The 15,497-nt window shown below is 71.6% G+C and carries 15 protein-coding genes and 1 pseudogene; 7 read left to right on the top strand and 9 right to left on the bottom strand.

Features of this window, described 5'->3' with window-relative positions; all coding sequences use genetic code 11:
- Positions 1–103 precede the first annotated feature (103 nt).
- Positions 104–1,018, top strand: a complete 915-nt coding sequence (locus OG552_RS17880) for a class I SAM-dependent methyltransferase (protein ID WP_329134095.1) — start codon at positions 104–106, stop codon at positions 1,016–1,018.
- Entirely contained in the window at positions 1,008–2,396 is a 1,389-nt protein-coding gene (locus tag OG552_RS17875) for a serine hydrolase domain-containing protein (protein WP_329134093.1), read from the top strand. Before OG552_RS17880 ends, OG552_RS17875 begins: the two co-directional genes overlap by 11 nt.
- Positions 2,397–2,438: 42 nt before the next feature.
- On the opposite strand, the pseudogene OG552_RS17870 reads toward OG552_RS17875, so the two are convergent.
- Positions 2,439–2,588, bottom strand: a pseudogene (locus OG552_RS17870) (MFS transporter); the annotation flags it as partial.
- Between the two features lie 151 nt (positions 2,589–2,739).
- On the opposite strand from OG552_RS17870, the gene OG552_RS17865 reads away from it, so the two are divergent.
- The gene (locus OG552_RS17865) at positions 2,740–3,888 is read left to right on the top strand and encodes a globin domain-containing protein (RefSeq protein WP_443070961.1); all 1,149 of its coding nucleotides are present in this window, start codon (positions 2,740–2,742) and stop codon (positions 3,886–3,888) included.
- Positions 3,889–3,911: 23 nt separating this feature from the next.
- On the opposite strand, the gene OG552_RS17860 is transcribed toward OG552_RS17865, so the two are convergent.
- From OG552_RS17860 to OG552_RS17850, 3 genes are all read right to left on the bottom strand, one after another.
- Positions 3,912–4,415 (bottom strand): NUDIX hydrolase, encoded by a 504-nt coding sequence (locus tag OG552_RS17860; RefSeq protein ID WP_329134088.1) that lies wholly within the window; start codon positions 4,413–4,415, stop codon positions 3,912–3,914.
- 92 nt (positions 4,416–4,507) lie between these two features.
- A complete protein-coding gene (locus OG552_RS17855) occupies positions 4,508–5,650 on the bottom strand; it encodes a cystathionine gamma-lyase (RefSeq protein ID WP_329134086.1) in 1,143 nt (380 codons plus the stop codon).
- On the bottom strand, positions 5,647–6,024 hold the full coding sequence (locus OG552_RS17850; protein ID WP_329134084.1) for a phage holin family protein: 378 nt from the start codon (positions 6,022–6,024) through the stop codon (positions 5,647–5,649). The genes OG552_RS17855 and OG552_RS17850 overlap by 4 nt, the downstream gene beginning before the upstream one ends.
- A 109-nt stretch (positions 6,025–6,133) precedes the next feature.
- Here OG552_RS17850 and OG552_RS17845 point away from each other — a divergent pair, with 109 nt between their 5' ends.
- Together OG552_RS17845 and OG552_RS17840 are read left to right on the top strand one after the other, a co-directional pair.
- Positions 6,134–6,451: a cupin domain-containing protein gene (locus OG552_RS17845; protein ID WP_329134082.1), complete on the top strand. Its 318-nt coding sequence runs from the start codon at positions 6,134–6,136 to the stop codon at positions 6,449–6,451.
- Between the two features lie 145 nt (positions 6,452–6,596).
- On the top strand, positions 6,597–6,812 hold the full coding sequence (locus OG552_RS17840) for a DUF5326 family protein (RefSeq protein ID WP_329134080.1): 216 nt from the start codon (positions 6,597–6,599) through the stop codon (positions 6,810–6,812).
- Between the two features lie 6 nt (positions 6,813–6,818).
- On the opposite strand, the gene OG552_RS17835 is transcribed toward OG552_RS17840, so the two are convergent.
- Positions 6,819–8,153 carry a YibE/F family protein gene (locus tag OG552_RS17835; protein ID WP_329134078.1) on the bottom strand — a complete coding sequence of 445 codons (1,335 nt, stop codon included), beginning with the start codon at positions 8,151–8,153 and terminating at the stop codon, positions 6,819–6,821.
- A 198-nt stretch (positions 8,154–8,351) separates the two neighbouring features.
- Between OG552_RS17835 and thiC the strand changes: the two genes are divergently transcribed.
- Entirely contained in the window at positions 8,352–10,145 is a 1,794-nt protein-coding gene (gene thiC, locus OG552_RS17830) for a phosphomethylpyrimidine synthase ThiC (RefSeq protein ID WP_329134076.1), read from the top strand.
- 84 nt (positions 10,146–10,229) lie between these two features.
- Here the strand turns inward: thiC and OG552_RS17825 are convergent, their stop codons facing one another.
- The 4 genes from OG552_RS17825 to OG552_RS17810 all read right to left on the bottom strand — a co-directional run bounded on the left by OG552_RS17825 (position 10,230) and on the right by OG552_RS17810 (position 14,127).
- Positions 10,230–10,613: a hypothetical protein gene (locus OG552_RS17825; RefSeq protein WP_329134075.1), complete on the bottom strand. Its 384-nt coding sequence runs from the start codon at positions 10,611–10,613 to the stop codon at positions 10,230–10,232.
- 81 nt (positions 10,614–10,694) lie between these two features.
- Entirely contained in the window at positions 10,695–11,543 is an 849-nt protein-coding gene (locus tag OG552_RS17820; RefSeq protein WP_329134073.1) for a hypothetical protein, read from the bottom strand.
- Between the two features lie 174 nt (positions 11,544–11,717).
- Positions 11,718–12,857, bottom strand: coding sequence for a metallophosphoesterase (locus OG552_RS17815; RefSeq protein ID WP_329134071.1), 1,140 nt, complete (start codon positions 12,855–12,857; stop codon positions 11,718–11,720).
- 163 nt (positions 12,858–13,020) lie between these two features.
- Positions 13,021–14,127 (bottom strand): LacI family DNA-binding transcriptional regulator, encoded by a 1,107-nt coding sequence (locus OG552_RS17810; RefSeq protein WP_329134069.1) that lies wholly within the window; start codon positions 14,125–14,127, stop codon positions 13,021–13,023.
- A 284-nt stretch (positions 14,128–14,411) separates the two neighbouring features.
- Between OG552_RS17810 and hisC the strand changes: the two genes are divergently transcribed.
- Positions 14,412–15,488 (top strand): histidinol-phosphate transaminase, encoded by a 1,077-nt coding sequence (hisC, locus tag OG552_RS17805; protein WP_443070960.1) that lies wholly within the window; start codon positions 14,412–14,414, stop codon positions 15,486–15,488.
- Positions 15,489–15,497 lie beyond the last annotated feature (9 nt).

The raw sequence follows: 15,497 nt of genomic DNA, 5'->3' as shown, positions 1-15,497 counted from the left end.
GCCCGCCCCCTGGGGGTGTCAACCGTTTGGACCGGCAGCGGTGGCCGGCGGCGTGCCCGGCGGGCTCCGCGCCTGCCGACCGGGCGGATGAGAGTCTGGGGGAATGGACGATGCCCGGCGGAACGGCGGCGTGGACCGCGGCGAGCGGCTGAAGGTCGAGCTGGACGGCGTGCCCGAGACGCTGCTGTGGAATCTCTACAACCGGGCGGCGGAAGCCAGGCGCGACGGCAGCCGGCTGCTCGACGACCCGCGGGCGGTGGAGTTGGTCGAGCGGATCGACTACCCCTTCGAACGGTTCGGCGGCGCCCCCATGGCACAGTGGCACGCGCTGCGGGTGCGCTGCCTGGACGACGAGGTGCGGCGCTTCATCGCCGAGCACCCCGGCGGCATGGTGGTGGCGCTGGGCGAGGGGCTGGAGACGCAGTTCTGGCGGGTGGACGACGGGCGGGTCCGCTGGCTGACGGTGGATCTGCCGGAGACGGTGGCGGTACGCGGCGCCTTGCTGCCCGACGAGCCGCCGCGGCGGCGCACCCTGGCGTGCTCGGCGCTCGACCCGCGGTGGATGGACGAGGTGACGGCGAGCGGCGTGCCGCCGCAGGACGTACTGGTCACCGCCCAGGGCCTGTTGATGTATCTGCCGGAGCAGGAGGTCAAGGGCCTGATCGCGGCGTGCGCGGAGCGCTTCCCCGGCGGCGGCTTCCTCTTCGACACCCTCTCGCGCTCCATGGTCGCCCGTAACCAGGCCGGTGCCTTCGACGTCCCCGAGGGCGGCTACCGCGCGCCCCGCTGGCAGTGGGGCATGGACGTCAAGGAGTACCGCAAGGTGGCCGCCGCCTCGCCGCGGATCGCCGGGGTCCGCAGTCTGCGGCTGCCGCGTGGGCGGGGGCTGTACGCCATCGCGCCTGTCTCCCATCTGCTGCCCGGGGTACGGTCGTTGCGGATGTCGATCATCTCCGTCCGGTTCCGGGCGGCGGATCGGGAAGCAGCGGCGAAGGGGAGCACGACGAGTGGCGGTTGAGGACGAGCACGGCGCGGACGCGTTGCTGCCGGCTACCCGGCGGGCACTGCTGCACCGGCTGGCGGTGGGGCAGGCGCAGGGCCGTACCCCCTCGCTCGTCGGGGCGGTGGTACGTGACGGGCGGCTGGTGTGGAGCGGCGGACGCAGCATGATCGAGGGGCACGCCCCGGACGCCGGCACCCAGTACCGGATCGGCTCGCTGACCAAGACCTTCGTGGCCGTGCTGGTGCTGCGGCTGCGGGACGAGGGCGCGCTGGCTCTCACCGACCCGGTGGGCCGGCATCTGCCGGGACTCGACGCCGGGGTCGCCGCCCTGACGGTGGGCCAACTGCTCAGCCACACCTCAGGACTGGCCTCCGAGACCCCCGCCCCCTGGTGGGAGCGGACCCCGGGCGACCTGCGGCCCGAACTCGCCGACGTCCTCGGCCCGGCGCCGGTGAAGCATCCGGCCGGGCGCCGCTACCACTACTCCAACCCCGGCTTCGCCCTGCTCGGCGCCCTCGTGGAGCAGCGGCGCGGAACGTCCTTCGGTGCGGCGCTGCGGGCCGAGGTGCTGGAGCCGCTCGGCATGGACCGTACGTCGCTGCGGCCACAGGCTCCGGCCGCCGGGGGCTTCGCCGTCCACCCGTGGGCGGATGTGATGCGCCCCGAGGCCGTACAGGAGACGGGGCGGATGGCTCCGGCGGGCGAACTCTGGTCGACCGCCGCCGATCTGGCCCGGTGGGCTGCCTTTCTGGCGGCCGGGGACGAGCGCGTGCTGGCCCCCGCCACGGTGGAGGAGATGCGGCTGCCGGCCGCGCCGCCCGATGACACCAACCCGGACGGCGGCTACGGGCTCGGGGTGCAGTTGCTGCGCCGGGACGGCCGCGCTCTCGCCGGGCACACCGGCTCGATGCCCGGTTTTCTCGCCGCACTGTGGGTGAGCGTCGCGGACGGGGTGGGCGCGCTGGCCCTGGCCAACTGCACGTCCGGACCCGCGGTCTCCGCGATCGCCGCCGACCTGCTGGCGATCACCGCCCACGCCGAGCCGGGCTTCCCCACGCCCTGGCAGCCCATGGAGAACGTCGATCCCGTGCTGCTGGACCTCGCCGGGCCCTGGTACTGGGGGACGACCTGCGTTGTGCTGCGGGTGCGGGCCGGTGGCGAACTGCTGCTGGAGCCGCTGGCCGGCCAGGGCCGTGGATCACGGTTCCACGTGGAACATGACGGCACCTGGACCGGCCGCGAGGGCTATTACGCGGGGGAGACACTGCGGCCGGTACGGCGGCCGGACGGCTCGTTGAGCCATCTCGACCTCGGCTCCTTCGTCTTCACACGCCGGCCTTACGATCCGTCGGCTCCGGTGCCGGGCGGCTTCCCGGGCTGGCAGGACCGCTGAGACCGCCGCCGTGCCGTCGGCCGGTGGCCGCAGCAACGCCGCGGCGAAGCCGCACAGGAGGGAGGCGGCGGTGAAGGCGGTGAGGCCGGCCACCAGGATGCGGCGGCGGCCGAGCGGATCGCCGAGCCGGCCGGAGAGCAGCAGCAGGCCGGCGAACGCGATCAGGTAGGCGTTCACCACCCAGGCCAGGCCGGTCTGCCCGGCCCCTGTGGCGGTCACGCTGCGTGTTCCACGTGGAACATCGCGTCGCCGCGGGCGGATACTACGCGACCGAGGTGGCCGGAATCCGGTCCTTGCGGCTATTCGTCCGCACGGACTCCAGCCGTGCCACGCTCGCCCCATCATGGACGCCAAGCCTCCGTCGCCGGACGCCTTCCTGATCCGGCGCACCCTGCAGGAGATCGCGCCGGTCGCGGACAAGGCGACCTCGTACTTCTACGCGCTGCTTTTCATCCGCCACCCCGAGACCCGAGAGATGTTCCCCGTCGCGATGGACACCCAGCGCGACCGGCTGCTCAAGGCGCTGCTCACCGCAGCCGAGCAGATGGACGACCCGGCCGCCCTGACCGCGTACCTGTCCGGCCTGGGCCGCGGCCACCGCAAGTACGGCACCAGGCCCGAGCACTACCCGGCCGTCGGCGAGGCCCTGCTGGGCGCACTGGCCCGGTACGCCGAGAAGGTCTGGACCCCCCAGACGGAGGCGGCGTGGGTCCGTACCTACACCGCGATCTCGCAGATCATGATCGACGCGTCGGCCGCCGCGGAGCGGACCGCACCGCCCTGGTGGCAGGCCGAGGTGGTCGCGCACGAGTGCCGCACCCCGGACGTCGCGGTGATCACCGTACGGCCTGACCAGGCGTATCCCTTCCTCGCCGGGCAGTACACCGCCGTGGAGACCCCGTGGTGGCCACGGGTGTGGCGGCACTACTCCTTTGCCTCCGCGCCCCGCGACGACGGACTGCTCACCTTCCACGTCCGGGCGGTACCGGCCGGCTGGGTCAGCAACGCGCTGGTCAACCGGGCCGCGGTGGGCGATGTGATCAGGCTCGGGCCGCCGGCCGGCTGCATGACGGTGGACCACGGCTCCGACGCCGGCCTGCTCTGCCTCGGCGGCGGGACCGGCATCGCCCCCATCAAGGCGCTGATCGAGGACGTGGCCCAGCACGGCGGCAACCGCGAGATGGAGGTCTTCTACGGTGCCCGGCGCCGGGGCGACCTCTACGACCTGGAGACGATGCTGGCCATGCAGCGCGAGCACTCCTGGCTGTCGGTCCGCACGGTCGTCTCCGACACGCCGACCGACGCGCTCACCGGTCCGCTGCCCGAGGCGGTGCGCGACCACGGGCCGTGGGAGGCCTACGACGCCTATCTGTCCGGGCCGCCCGGCCTGGTGCGCAGCAGCATGGACACCCTGGTCAGGATCGGCATGCCGGCCCACCGGATACGCCACGACGAACTCGACGAGGGCCCGCTGGTGCCGGTGGGCCGGTGACGCCCAGGACAGACCGGTGACGCTCAGGACAGATCGGAGCCGAGCAGCCCCAGCACACCCTCGATGTTCGCGTCCAGATAGTGCCGCAGGGTCAACGGGACGATGTCCACCATGGCGAGCCCCATCCGGCTGAAGGGCACCCGCACCACTTCGTAGTCGCCGTACGGCTGGTCGATCTCCGGGCCGTGCCGCTGCGCGAGATCCATCGAGGCCAGCCGGCAGACGAAGAAGTACTGCACCTTCACGCCGTGCGAACCGTCGTCCGCGAGGTGCTCGGTGGTGTCGACGAAGGCGGGCACGGCGTCGGTGATCTTGCCGCCCAGCTCCTCGTCGATCTCCCGGTGCAGCGCGGCCAGGATGTTGGCGTCGTCCGCCTCGACGCCGCCACCGGGGGTGAGCCAGTACGGCGCGATGCCGGGCTTGGTGCGCTTGATCAGCACCAGCCGGTCACCGTCGATGATGATCGCGCGGGCGGTGCGCTTGACGACGGGGCGGGTGGTGGCTCCTGCGGGTTGGTCCTGGTGCATGCCAGAGGTCTGCCGCGGCGGGGCCGGGGGCAAACGTACCGGCGGCGCCGAATCGGAGCGTTCGCCTCCTCATGGCCCGCCACCCGGCCCGGTCAGTGCGCCGCTTCGTCCAGCGCCCCCAGGACGTCCGCCAGGATGTCGGCCGGGTCCTCGACCCCCACCGAGAAGCGGATGAAGCCGGCCGCCACCGCGTCGCCGCCCCACCGGGCCCGGCGTTCCGCGGTGCACTGCACACTGCCGAAGCTGGTGGCCTCCGAGGTGAGCTTCAGCGCGGCCAGGAAACGCTCGGCGTGCGCCTGGTCGGGCAGGGTGAAGGAGACCACGCTGCCGAAGCGCCGCATCTGGCGGGCCGCGAGCGTGTGCGCGGGGTCGCTCGGCAGCCCCGGGTGCCGTACGCCGGTCACCTCGGGCCGGGTCAGCAGCGCCTGCGCGAGCGCCAGGGCGTTGGACGCCTGCCGGTCCACCCGCAGCGCGAGGGTGGCCAGTGAGCGGTGGGCCAGCCAGGCCTCCATCGGGCCGGGGATCGCGCCGACGGTCTTGCGCCACTTGCGTACCCCCGCGGTCAGCTCCGGGTCGCGGGTGGTGACGTAACCGAGCAGCAGGTCGCCGTGCCCGGTGAGCGCCTTGGTGGCGCTGGCCACCGAGAAGTCCGCGCCGAGGTCGAGCGGACGCTGCCCGAGCGGGGTGGCCAGTGTGTTGTCGACGGCGACCAGGACGCCTGCCGCGTGGGCCGCGTCGGCCAGCCGCCGGATGTCGCACACGTCGAGCTCCGGGTTGGAGGGGCTCTCCAGCCACAGCAGCCGGGCCCCTTCCAGCGCGGTGAGCTGCGCGTCCCCCGCGGTGGGCGCCAGGCGCACCTCGACGCCGTAGGACTCCAGCCGCTCCTGCAGTGAACGCGTCGCCTGATAGCTGTCCGACGGCAGGACGACGACCTCCCCGGCACGTACCTGCGACAGGAGTACCGCGGCGACCGCGCCCATGCCGGAGGCGAAGGCGAGGGTGGTCACCGCCGGATCGCCCGGCGCCTCCAGCTCCGAGATCGCCGCTTCCAGCCGATCCCAGGTGGGGTTCTCGTCCCGGCCGTAGGTGTACGGGCCGGCCGCCTCGCCCGGCAGGTGGTAGTGCGAGACGAAGACCGGCCCCGGCAGCGACGGCTGGTACGCGGTCGCCGGCGGCCGTCCGGCGTGCACGCTGCGCGTGCTGTCCCCCGCCGTCCCCCCGGTCCCGGCGCTCACTCGTCGTCCGGGAGGACGAGGTGCAGCGCCCACGAGACGATGCTGATGATCAGGCCGCCGAGGACCGCGGTCCAGAAGCCGTGCACATGGAAGTCCAGGCTGAGCTCGCCCGCCAGCCAGGAGGTCAGCAGCAGCATCAGGGCGTTCACCACCAGGGTGATCAGCCCGAGGGTGAGGATGAACAGCGGGAAGGAGAGCAGCTGGACGACCGGCTTGACCAGCCAGTTCACCACGCCGAAGACCAGTGCGACCAGGATCAGGCTCAGCGTCTCGCGCCAGAACGAGTCACCGGTGAGCGTGATGTCCTTGAGTATCCAGGTGGCCACACCCAGGGCCCCGGCGTTCGCCAAGGTCTTGACGATGAAATTCTTCATGGGTGTGATCGTCGCAGACACGATCAGCGGGGCAAGAGACCGGACAGAACCGTAGCGGGATCGGGATCGGGACGGCAGCGAACCGGACCGCGGTGAGCAGGGAGTGGCGATGAAGGTGTTCCGGCTGGACGACCTGGACGCGGAACGGGCCGCGAATCAGGGCGCCTACCTGCGCTTCTTGAAGGAACGCACCATGTCGGCGGGGCTGTACGCGCTCCAGGCCGGGGAAACGGACCCGCAGGGGCCGCACGCCCAGGACGAGATCTACCTCGTGGTCAGCGGACGGGCCTCGATCACCGTGGGGGAGGAGACCACCGCGGTCGCCCGCGGCAGCGTGATCTATGTCGCGGCCGGTACGCCGCACCGCTTCCACCACATCACCGAGGACCTCCGGGTCATGGTGGTGTTCTCTCCCCCGGAGCCGTAGCGCCTGCCCGGCAGGCCCTAGGGGGCGGTTCAGGGTCGTATCCGGTGCCGGGACGCTCCGCCGGGGTGGCCGGTGGCTCTACTCTCGAAGCAGCGGCAGAAGGCCGCCGGGGAACGCGAAGCGACCGAGGAGTGTTGAGACGGTCATGGAGAAGCTGTTCAAGAGCCTGCCGTGGTGGGTGAAGTGGATCGGCATCCCGATCATCGCGCTGGTCGTGTTCGGTTCGCTGATCGCCAGCCTGGTGAGCATCGTGGTGGGTCTGCTCTTCAAGGTGCTGGTGTTCGTGATCCTCGTCGGCGCGCTGGTCTTCGTCGTGAAGCGCGTCACGTCCGGCGGATCGGGATCCAAGCGCGACTGGTGACTCCTGTCACTTCGCCCGGCGGTGGCCGCCGGCGGGCCGGGCGGCCTTGACGGCCCCGGCTCCGTCGGCGCCACCGCCGCTCGCTGTCCGGTGCCGGTCCTGCCGGTCCGCGCTGACCACCAGCGCCGCCAGCAAGGTGGTCAGCGGCACCGACGCCACCAGACCGATGCTGCCCACCAGGGTGCGGACGATCTCCTCGGCGACGAGTTCGCTGTCCGCCACCCGCAGCACCCCGCTGCGCGCGATGGAGAAGAGCAGCAGCAGCGGGAGCGCGGCGCCCGCGTACGCCATCACCAGCGTGTTGACCACCGAGGCGATGTGGTCGCGGCCGATCCGCATGCCGGCCCCGTAGAGCTTGCGCCAGTTGGCGTCCGGGTCGGCGTCCTTGAGCTCCCACACGGCCGCGGTCTGGGTGACGGTCACGTCGTCGAGCACCCCCAGCGAGCCGATGATCACCCCGGCGAGCAGCACGCCCTTGATCTCGATGCCCGGGTAGAGGGTGTGGATGAGGCCGGTCTCGTCCGAGGTGTTCCCGGTCAGACGTCCCCAGGAGATGAAGACCGAGCCCAGCACGCCGATCAGGAAGAGCGAGCACAAGGTGCCCAGCACGGCCACCGAGGTGCGGGCGTTGAGACCGTGGCACAGATAGAGCGCGATGAGCATGATCGCGCTGCCGCCCACCACCGCGACCAGCAGCGGATTGTCGCCACGCAGGATCGCCGGGAGGATGAAGAGCGTCAGCACCCCGAACGAGATGGCAAGCGCGATCAGCGCGGTGAGGCCGCGCAGCCGTCCGACCAGGACGACGGCGAGCGCGAAGACGCCGGCCAGCAGGGCCAGCGGCAGCCCGCGGTCCACGTCGGTGACCGAGTAGCGCAGGCCGGGCGGGGCGTTGGGGGCGTGGGCGAGGACGACGCCCTCGCCCTTGGTGTAGCGGCGGGTCTGGTCGGGCTGGACGGTCTCGGTGAAGATGGTGCCCCGGTCGGGCCCCGAAGAGACCTCGATCGTCGCCTTCTGGCACGCGTCGCTGGTCGCCGAGGGCGCCGAGGTGACCGGGGCCGCCCCCGCCGCCTTGCAGGAGACGTCGACGAGCGCGGTGACCTTGCCGTCGCGGGTCTGCTGGTCGAAGCCGACCCCGGTCCGCGCGTGGCCGGGCGCACCGCCGGGCCACAGCAGGACCAGTCCGGCGATCACCGCCGCGGCGAACGGCAGCAGGATCGCCGCGATGACCTTCCGCAGGTGCCGCGAGACCGGCGGAACCGGGCCATGGGCATGGCCGTGCGTGTGCCCGGATCCGCCACCGCACTGCCGGGGAATCTGCTGGTGAGCCTCGGAGTCCACCGGGCGATCATCGCAACACACCCTGGTGCGTGTCCGCACTCACCGGATACCGTGGCAGCACCTTTGCAAACGCGGGAGCTCGGAGCACCGGGCTGAGAGGGCGCTGACCCGTCGGAGCGGCTGATACGGCCGCGCCGCGACTGCTGCGCCGACCGCCGAACCTGTTACCGGGTAATGCCGGCGTAGGGAGTAGGTCTCATGACCATGCAGGATGCCCGCACGCGTGAAATCGGCTGGCACAAGTCGTATCTCACCGGATCACGGCCGGACCTCCAGGTGCCGGTCCGTCAGGTGCACCTCACCACTGGGCAGGACGTGACGCTGTACGACACGTCGGGCCCGTACACCGACCCGTCGGTAACCACCGACGTCCGGCGGGGCCTGGCCCCGGTCCGGGAGAACTGGATCATCGGGCGGGGCGACACGCAGGAGTACCCCGGCCGTCCGGTCCGCCCCGAGGACGACGGGATCAAGCACACCTCCCCCCGCGGAGGTCTGCGCAACCTCGACGCGGTCTTCCCCGGCCGGCCACGGCTCCCCCGCCGCGGGCGCCCCGGGCAGCCGGTCACCCAACTCGCGTACGCCCGGCGGGGCGAGATCACCCCGGAGATGGAGTACGTGGCGCTCCGCGAGAACGTGCCGCCCGAGGTGGTCAGGGACGAGATCGCCGCAGGACGGGCCGTGCTGCCGGCCAACGTCAACCACCCGGAGACCGAGCCGATGATCATCGGCAAGCGGTTCCTGGTGAAGGTCAACGCCAACATCGGCAACTCCGCGGTGACCTCCTCCATTGAGGAGGAGGTGGAGAAGATGACCTGGGCGACCCACTGGGGCGCCGACACGGTGATGGATCTGTCGACCGGGCGGAACATCCACACCACCCGGGAGTGGGTGCTGCGCAACTCCCCCGTCCCCATCGGCACGGTGCCGCTCTATCAGGCGCTGGAGAAGGTCGACGGGCGCGCCGAGGAACTGAGCTGGGACGTCTACAAGGACACCGTCATCGAGCAGGCCGAGCAGGGCGTGGACTACATGACGGTGCACGCCGGTGTGCTGCTGCGGTACGTGCCGCTGACCGCGCGCCGCAAGACCGGCATCGTCTCCCGCGGCGGCTCCATCATGGCCGCGTGGTGCCTGGCCCATCACCGGGAGAGCTTCCTCTACGAGAACTTCGAGGAACTCTGCGACATCCTCGCCGCGTACGACGTCACCTTCTCGCTCGGCGACGGTCTGCGTCCCGGCTCCATCGCCGACGCCAACGACGAGGCGCAGTTCGCCGAGCTGCGCACGCTCGGCGAACTGAACACGATCGCCAAGCGGCACCAGGTGCAGACCATGATCGAAGGTCCCGGGCATGTGCCGATGCACAAGATCAAGGAGAACATCGACCTCCAGCAGGAGATCTGCGAGGAGGCGCCGTTCTACACCCTCGGCCCACTCACCACGGACATCGCGCCCGCCTACGACCACATCACCTCCGGCATCGGCGCCGCGATGATCGCCTGGTGGGGCACCGCGATGCTCTGCTACGTCACCCCCAAGGAGCACCTGGGGCTGCCCGACCGCGACGACGTCAAGACCGGCGTGATCACCTACAAGATCGCCGCCCACGCCGCCGACCTCGCCAAGGGCCATCCGGATGCGCAGGCGTGGGACGACGCCCTGTCCGACGCCCGCTTCGAGTTCCGCTGGGAGGACCAGTTCAACCTGGCCCTCGACCCGGTCACCGCCCGGTCCTTCCACGACGAGACGCTGCCCGCGGAGCCCGCCAAGACGGCCCACTTCTGCTCGATGTGCGGGCCGAAGTTCTGCAGTATGAAGATCTCGCACGACATCCGCCGCGAACAGGGCGGACCGCAGCCGGCCGGAGCGGAGACGGCCGGGGACGGGGCCGGCGCGGTCAGTGCGGACGAGGTCGCCGCCGGAATGGCGGAGAAGTCCCGGGAGTTCGCCGCCGCGGGCAACCGGGTGTACCTGCCGCTCGCCGACTGACCCGGTTCAGCCGCGGCACAGCCTGAGCCGCGGCACAGCCTCCGCCTTGAAACAGCCTCAACTCACCTCGGCCTCGGCCCGGTGTCAGTTGATCCTCGCGCCGGGGACGTTCGGGGGGACCGGGGGCGGCCAGCCCACTGTGGTGAAGCTGCGCCACGGTCCCTGCCCGGACGTCGCGACGATGGAGAGCGTGGTGCCCAGATAGGTGCCGGGCTGGTTCGCCAGGTCGGTGCAGTCCCGGGTGCGGTGCAGCACGATGTCGACGCCGGTGTTGTTGGTGACCGATGTGACCCCGCGAGCGGCGAACCGGCTGCACTTGCCCTGCAGCGGATCGGAGACGGACTGGCTGACGCGGCCGGCCGCGTCAGTGCCGGTGACCAGGCCGCCGGAGGAGTCGGAGCAGCCGGCGGCGGCGAGGGCGAGCGGGGCGATCGTGCACAGGGCGACGAGCGGACGGCGCAGGCGCATGGACTTCTCCCGTTCTGACCAGGTACGGAAGCAGTCAAACAACCGCCCGCGCCGGGGGCGACCCGGCGCGGGCCATCCGGACTACTCGGGCGCGTGCTCCGGGCCGCCCCAGTCCGGGCTGCTGAAGTCGGGAGAACTGAAGTGCGGTGCGGTCGGCCGGGATTCCTGCGGCGAGGAGAAGTCCGGGCGGGAGTAGCCGAGTCGGGGCATCCGCGGCGCGGCTGCGGGTGGTGCCGGGTCGGCCGGACCGACCGCCCCGGCCTGGTCGAGGGCGTCGTCGAGGAAGGGCAGCATGCCACGGGTGAGCAGTTCCTCGCGCCAGTGGGCGCGGGCCTGGTGCACCTCGGGCGGCAGGGCGTCGGGCGCGTCGCGGATCGCCCCGGATCCGTCGCGCAGGGCGGTCAGCAGCAGGCCGATCCCGCCGAGGAGCACGGACGCCCCGGTGAGGATGGCGAAGAAGAAGCCGGCGGTACGCAGCGGTGCGGCGATGGCCGGCTCCGGGGAGACGGCCTGCATCGCGTAACCGATCAGCAGGAAGATGACCGCCGCGGCCCCGGCGAGCAGCGGCGTGAGGACGGCCAGCACGGGGATGAGTCCCGCGCCCGATCCCGCCCGGTCCGCGACTCCCATGGCCGCGTAGCCGAACGCCCGGTTCTCACGGGCCTGGGCGGCCTCGCGGGCCGCTTCCCGGGTCTCCATGCGGACGACGCGGTACGCCTCGTACGCGTCGGCCGCGGCTTCGTTGATCTCCTCGGTGGAGGCGAGTGCCAAGGTGCGCAACTGCTCGGCGTTCAGGGACATGGCGGCGCCGCCGGGAGGCGCCCCGGAACCGCCGCTGTCCATGTCGTCGAGGACGATACGCAGCGCGTCGTCGAGGACATGCTCGAAATCCGGGCGGTCCTCGTTGAGCAGGTGTGGAACGCTGTTCATGTGCATCCCCCGATGCTCCGACTCCCCGTGCTCGGCGGGTGTTCCACGTGGAACCGACTCGGCCGACCGGATGCCCGGAGAGCGGTGGGCCTACGGATACTGCCGATGGTAGGGCGGTACGGCAGGCCGTGACAGGGTGCAACCTGGAAATGTACGACCGGGTGGGCTGCCGGTCTAACCGACCAGGGGAAGTTGAGCCACCAGCAGCCGCCCGTCCATGGTCACTCCGCCGTCCATCGCGACCGCCAGATTCTCCGCGTAGACCATCGGTCCCCGCACCGCCTGCGCGCGCTCCTCGCCGTCCACCGCCACATATTCGCCGCCGACCTCGCCGAGCAGATACGGGATCGGGCTGTGGCCGTGCACGACCCGCGTTCCGCCGTAGGCGCCCAGCAGTTCGCGGGCGGCGGTCGGTCCTTCGTCGCCGCGGAACGCGAAGCGCTTGGTGAACTTGCGGAACAGGTCCCAGCATTCGTCCGCGTCACTGCGCTGCAGCACACCGGTGACCGCGTCGTTCATCTCCTCGATGCTGCTGCCATATTCGAGGTACGCGGTGGTGTCGGAGTGCAGCAACAGGTGGCCGTCGGTGAGGTGGGCCGCGTCCAGCCGGGAGATCCAGGTCAGATGGCGGTCCTCCAGCCGCTCCATGTCGGAGGGCTGGCCGCCGTTGAGCCGCCAGGCGGCCAGGAAGGAGGCGGTGCCGCCCGGCGAGTTGACCGGGGTGTCGCCGAAGCGGTGGGCGCCGAGCAGCAGCAGTTCGTGATTGCCCATCAGCGCCCGGCAGTAGCCGCCGGCCGCGGCGGCCTCCGCGGAGAGCTGCATGACCAGTTCGATGACGCCGATGCCGTCCGGCCCGCGGTCGGTGAAGTCGCCCAGGAACCACAGCCGGGCGCTGCCCGCAGACCAGTGGCCGTCCTCGTCGACCAGGCCCACTTCGTGGAGCGCGTCGAGCAGTTCGGTGAGGTAGCCGTGGACATCGCCGACCACGTAGAGCGGGCCGGGCCGCTCGCCCTTCTCGGACCCGCCGGTGATCACCGGCAGATCGTGCTCGGTCGGGGTGTAGTCGGGTGGGAGCAGCGGGACGTCGGGCTGCGTCGGTTCGTAGGCCGGTTCATAACCGGCCGGTGCCGCCTTGTAGTCAGGGGGCGCGGTGGTGTCGGTCGGCCCGGCTCCCTCGAAGCCGGCCGGTGGCGGGAACCCGTCGGGTCCGGCCGCCTGTTCGAAATCCGGCGCCGTCCCGTACCCGGGCGCGGGCTTGTAGCCGGGCTCGTACCCGGATCCGGGGTCGTACCCCTGACCTGCCCCCTGAGTCATCGACCCCTCCACGATCGCGCCGCCATCCGCCCATCATAGGAATGACGCTGGCGCGTTGTGACATACCCAGGCACCTGGTTTTCAGAAGGTCCAGACAAAACGTCTCTTAGTCCCCGTGACTTTCCCTCCGTGGAACCTCCGGTGAGCGGCGGTTGGCGGGTATTCACCCCTCGCCGCGGGCGGGTCCCCGCGGCGGGCTGACCGTGGTGCGGTGCGCGCGTCGTTGCGAGGAGGCGCGGACGATCAGCTCGGTGGGCATGACCTGCTGTACCGGGTGCGCGGGGCCGATTCCCTCGATGGCGTCGATGAGCAACTGCACCACCGCGGTGCCGATCCGGCGTGGTTGCAGGGACAGGGTGGTGATGGGCGGGTCGGTGCCGGCGTAACCGCCGCTCTCGCTGCAGCAGACCAGCAGCAGATCGTCGGGAACCCGCAGGCCGTAGCGGCGCGCGGCGGCGAGCAGATCGGTGCCGTTGGGGTCGAAGAGGCCGTACACCGCGTCCGGTCGGTCGGGACGGGCGAGCAGGCGGTCCGCGGCGACCGCGCCGGCGCACGGGTCGTGGGCCGGATACGCCTCGTAGACGGGTTCCTGCCCGATGCGTTCGCACCACTCCAGGTACGCGGTGGTGGACAGCCGGGTGTAGGTGTCCGTACTGGTACCGGTGAGCAGGCCGATCCGGCGGGCGCCGGCCGCGGCGAGGTGGTCGAGGATGCCGAGCACGGCCTCCTCGTGGTCGTTGTCGACCCAGGCGTGCACCGGCAGGCTGCCGGCCGGGCGGCCGTCGCTGACCACCGGCACGCCCTGGCGGACGAGTTCGGTGACCACCGGGTCCTGGTCGGAGGGGTCGATCACCACGGTGCCGTCCAGCGCCACATTCCCCCACACGTCGTGCCGGGAGGACGCGGGCAGGATGACCAGGGCGTAGCCGCGGGCGAGCGCGGCCGAGGTGGCGGCTCTGGCCATCTCCGCGAAGTAGGCGAACTCCGTGAAGGTGAACGGTTCTTCGCCGTATGTCGTCACTGTCAGGCCGATCAGGCCGGACTTCCCGGTGCGCAGTGTGCGGGCCGCGGCGGACGGCCGGTAGCCGAGCCGGTCGGCGACCTCGCGGACATGGCGACGGGTGGCATCGGGCAGTCGGCCCTTGCCGTTGAGCGCGTCGGAGACAGTCGTGATCGAGACTCCGGCGGCAGCGGCGACGTCCCTGATCCCCGCCCGCTCCAGCCGGCGTCCGACGGGCCGGCTCGCCTGGTGTTTCCCTGCTGCTGTCATGGCGTGCCGATAGTAGGGCGGTGCTGGTCCATCCAGCCTCCGGCGGCGCAACCCCCCAGAAGAACGGTTTCTGCAAGATCGAAAAGGCTATGCAAAGTGGAATATGCAGGCGGCAGGGCCCGGGTTGGGGACGATACGGTCCCGGGTACGGCGATGTCCCGGCCATTGGTTCTTTGCCGGGAGTCCCGGCAACTCACTCCTACGGGGGACGCGCGCCACCGCGTGCGCCACCCGGGCACGGATGAGGTCTCGTCAGCTGGTAAGGCCGCTCGTAGGGTGTGGACATGAGCTTCCCCAAGCTGCGCGCGGAATTGGACAGCATCGCGACCTACAAACCCGGGCGACCCCCGGCGGTCAAGGAGGGCGTACCCGCCTTCAAACTGTCCTCCAACGAGAACCCGTATCCTCCGCTGCCCGGTGTGCTGGAGGCGGTCACCGCCGCCGCGGCCACCCTCAACCGTTACCCGGACATGGCCTGCACGGCGCTCACCGCGGAGCTGGCCGGCCACTTCGGGGTACCCGCCGAGCACATCGCCACCGGCACCGGATCGGTCGGCGTCGCCCAGCAGTTGCTCCAGATCACCTCGGGGCCCGGCGACGAAGTGATCTATGCCTGGCGGTCCTTCGAGGCGTATCCCATCATCACGCGGATCAGCGGCGCCCGCGCGGTCCAGGTGCCGCTGGACGCCGACGAGGTCCACGACCTGGACGCGATGGCGGACGCGGTCACCGGGCGGACCCGGCTGATCTTCGTCTGCAACCCCAACAACCCGACCGGCACGGTGGTGCGGCGGGCGGCGCTGGAGCGGTTCCTCGACAGGGTGCCGGCCGATGTGCTGGTGGTCCTCGACGAGGCGTACCGGGAGTTCGCCACCGACCCGGACGTCCCCGACGGGCTCGACCTCTACCGGGACCGTCCCAATGTCGTGGCGCTGCGCACCTTCTCCAAGGCGTACGGCCTGGCCGGCCTGCGGGTCGGCTTCGCGGTCGCGCACGAACCGGTGGCGGCGGCGCTGCGCAAGACCGCGGTGCCCTTCGGGGTGAGCCAGCTCGGCCAGGACGCCGCGGTCGCCAGCCTGCGGGCCGAGCCGGCGCTGCTGGAGCGGGTCGCGGGTCTGGTCGCCGAGCGGACCCGCGTCGCCGAGGCGCTGGCCGGACAGGGCTGGACGGTGCCGGAGACCCAGGCCAACTTTGTCTGGCTGCGGCTGGGGGAGCGCACCGTGGACTTCGCGGACGCCTGCGAGCGGGCCGGCGCGACGGTCCGGCCCTTCGCCGGCGAGGGCGTCCGGATCAGCATCGGCGAGACCGCGGCGAACGACCTCCTCCTAGCGGCAGCGGAGGCTTTCCGCAAGGAGCTGTAGGGCCCTCTG

Origin of the sequence: Streptomyces sp. NBC_01476 (assembly GCF_036227265.1) — a bacterium.
Classification (GTDB): Bacteria; Actinomycetota; Actinomycetes; order Streptomycetales; family Streptomycetaceae; genus Actinacidiphila.
This window is presented reverse-complemented; position numbering and strand designations above follow the sequence as displayed.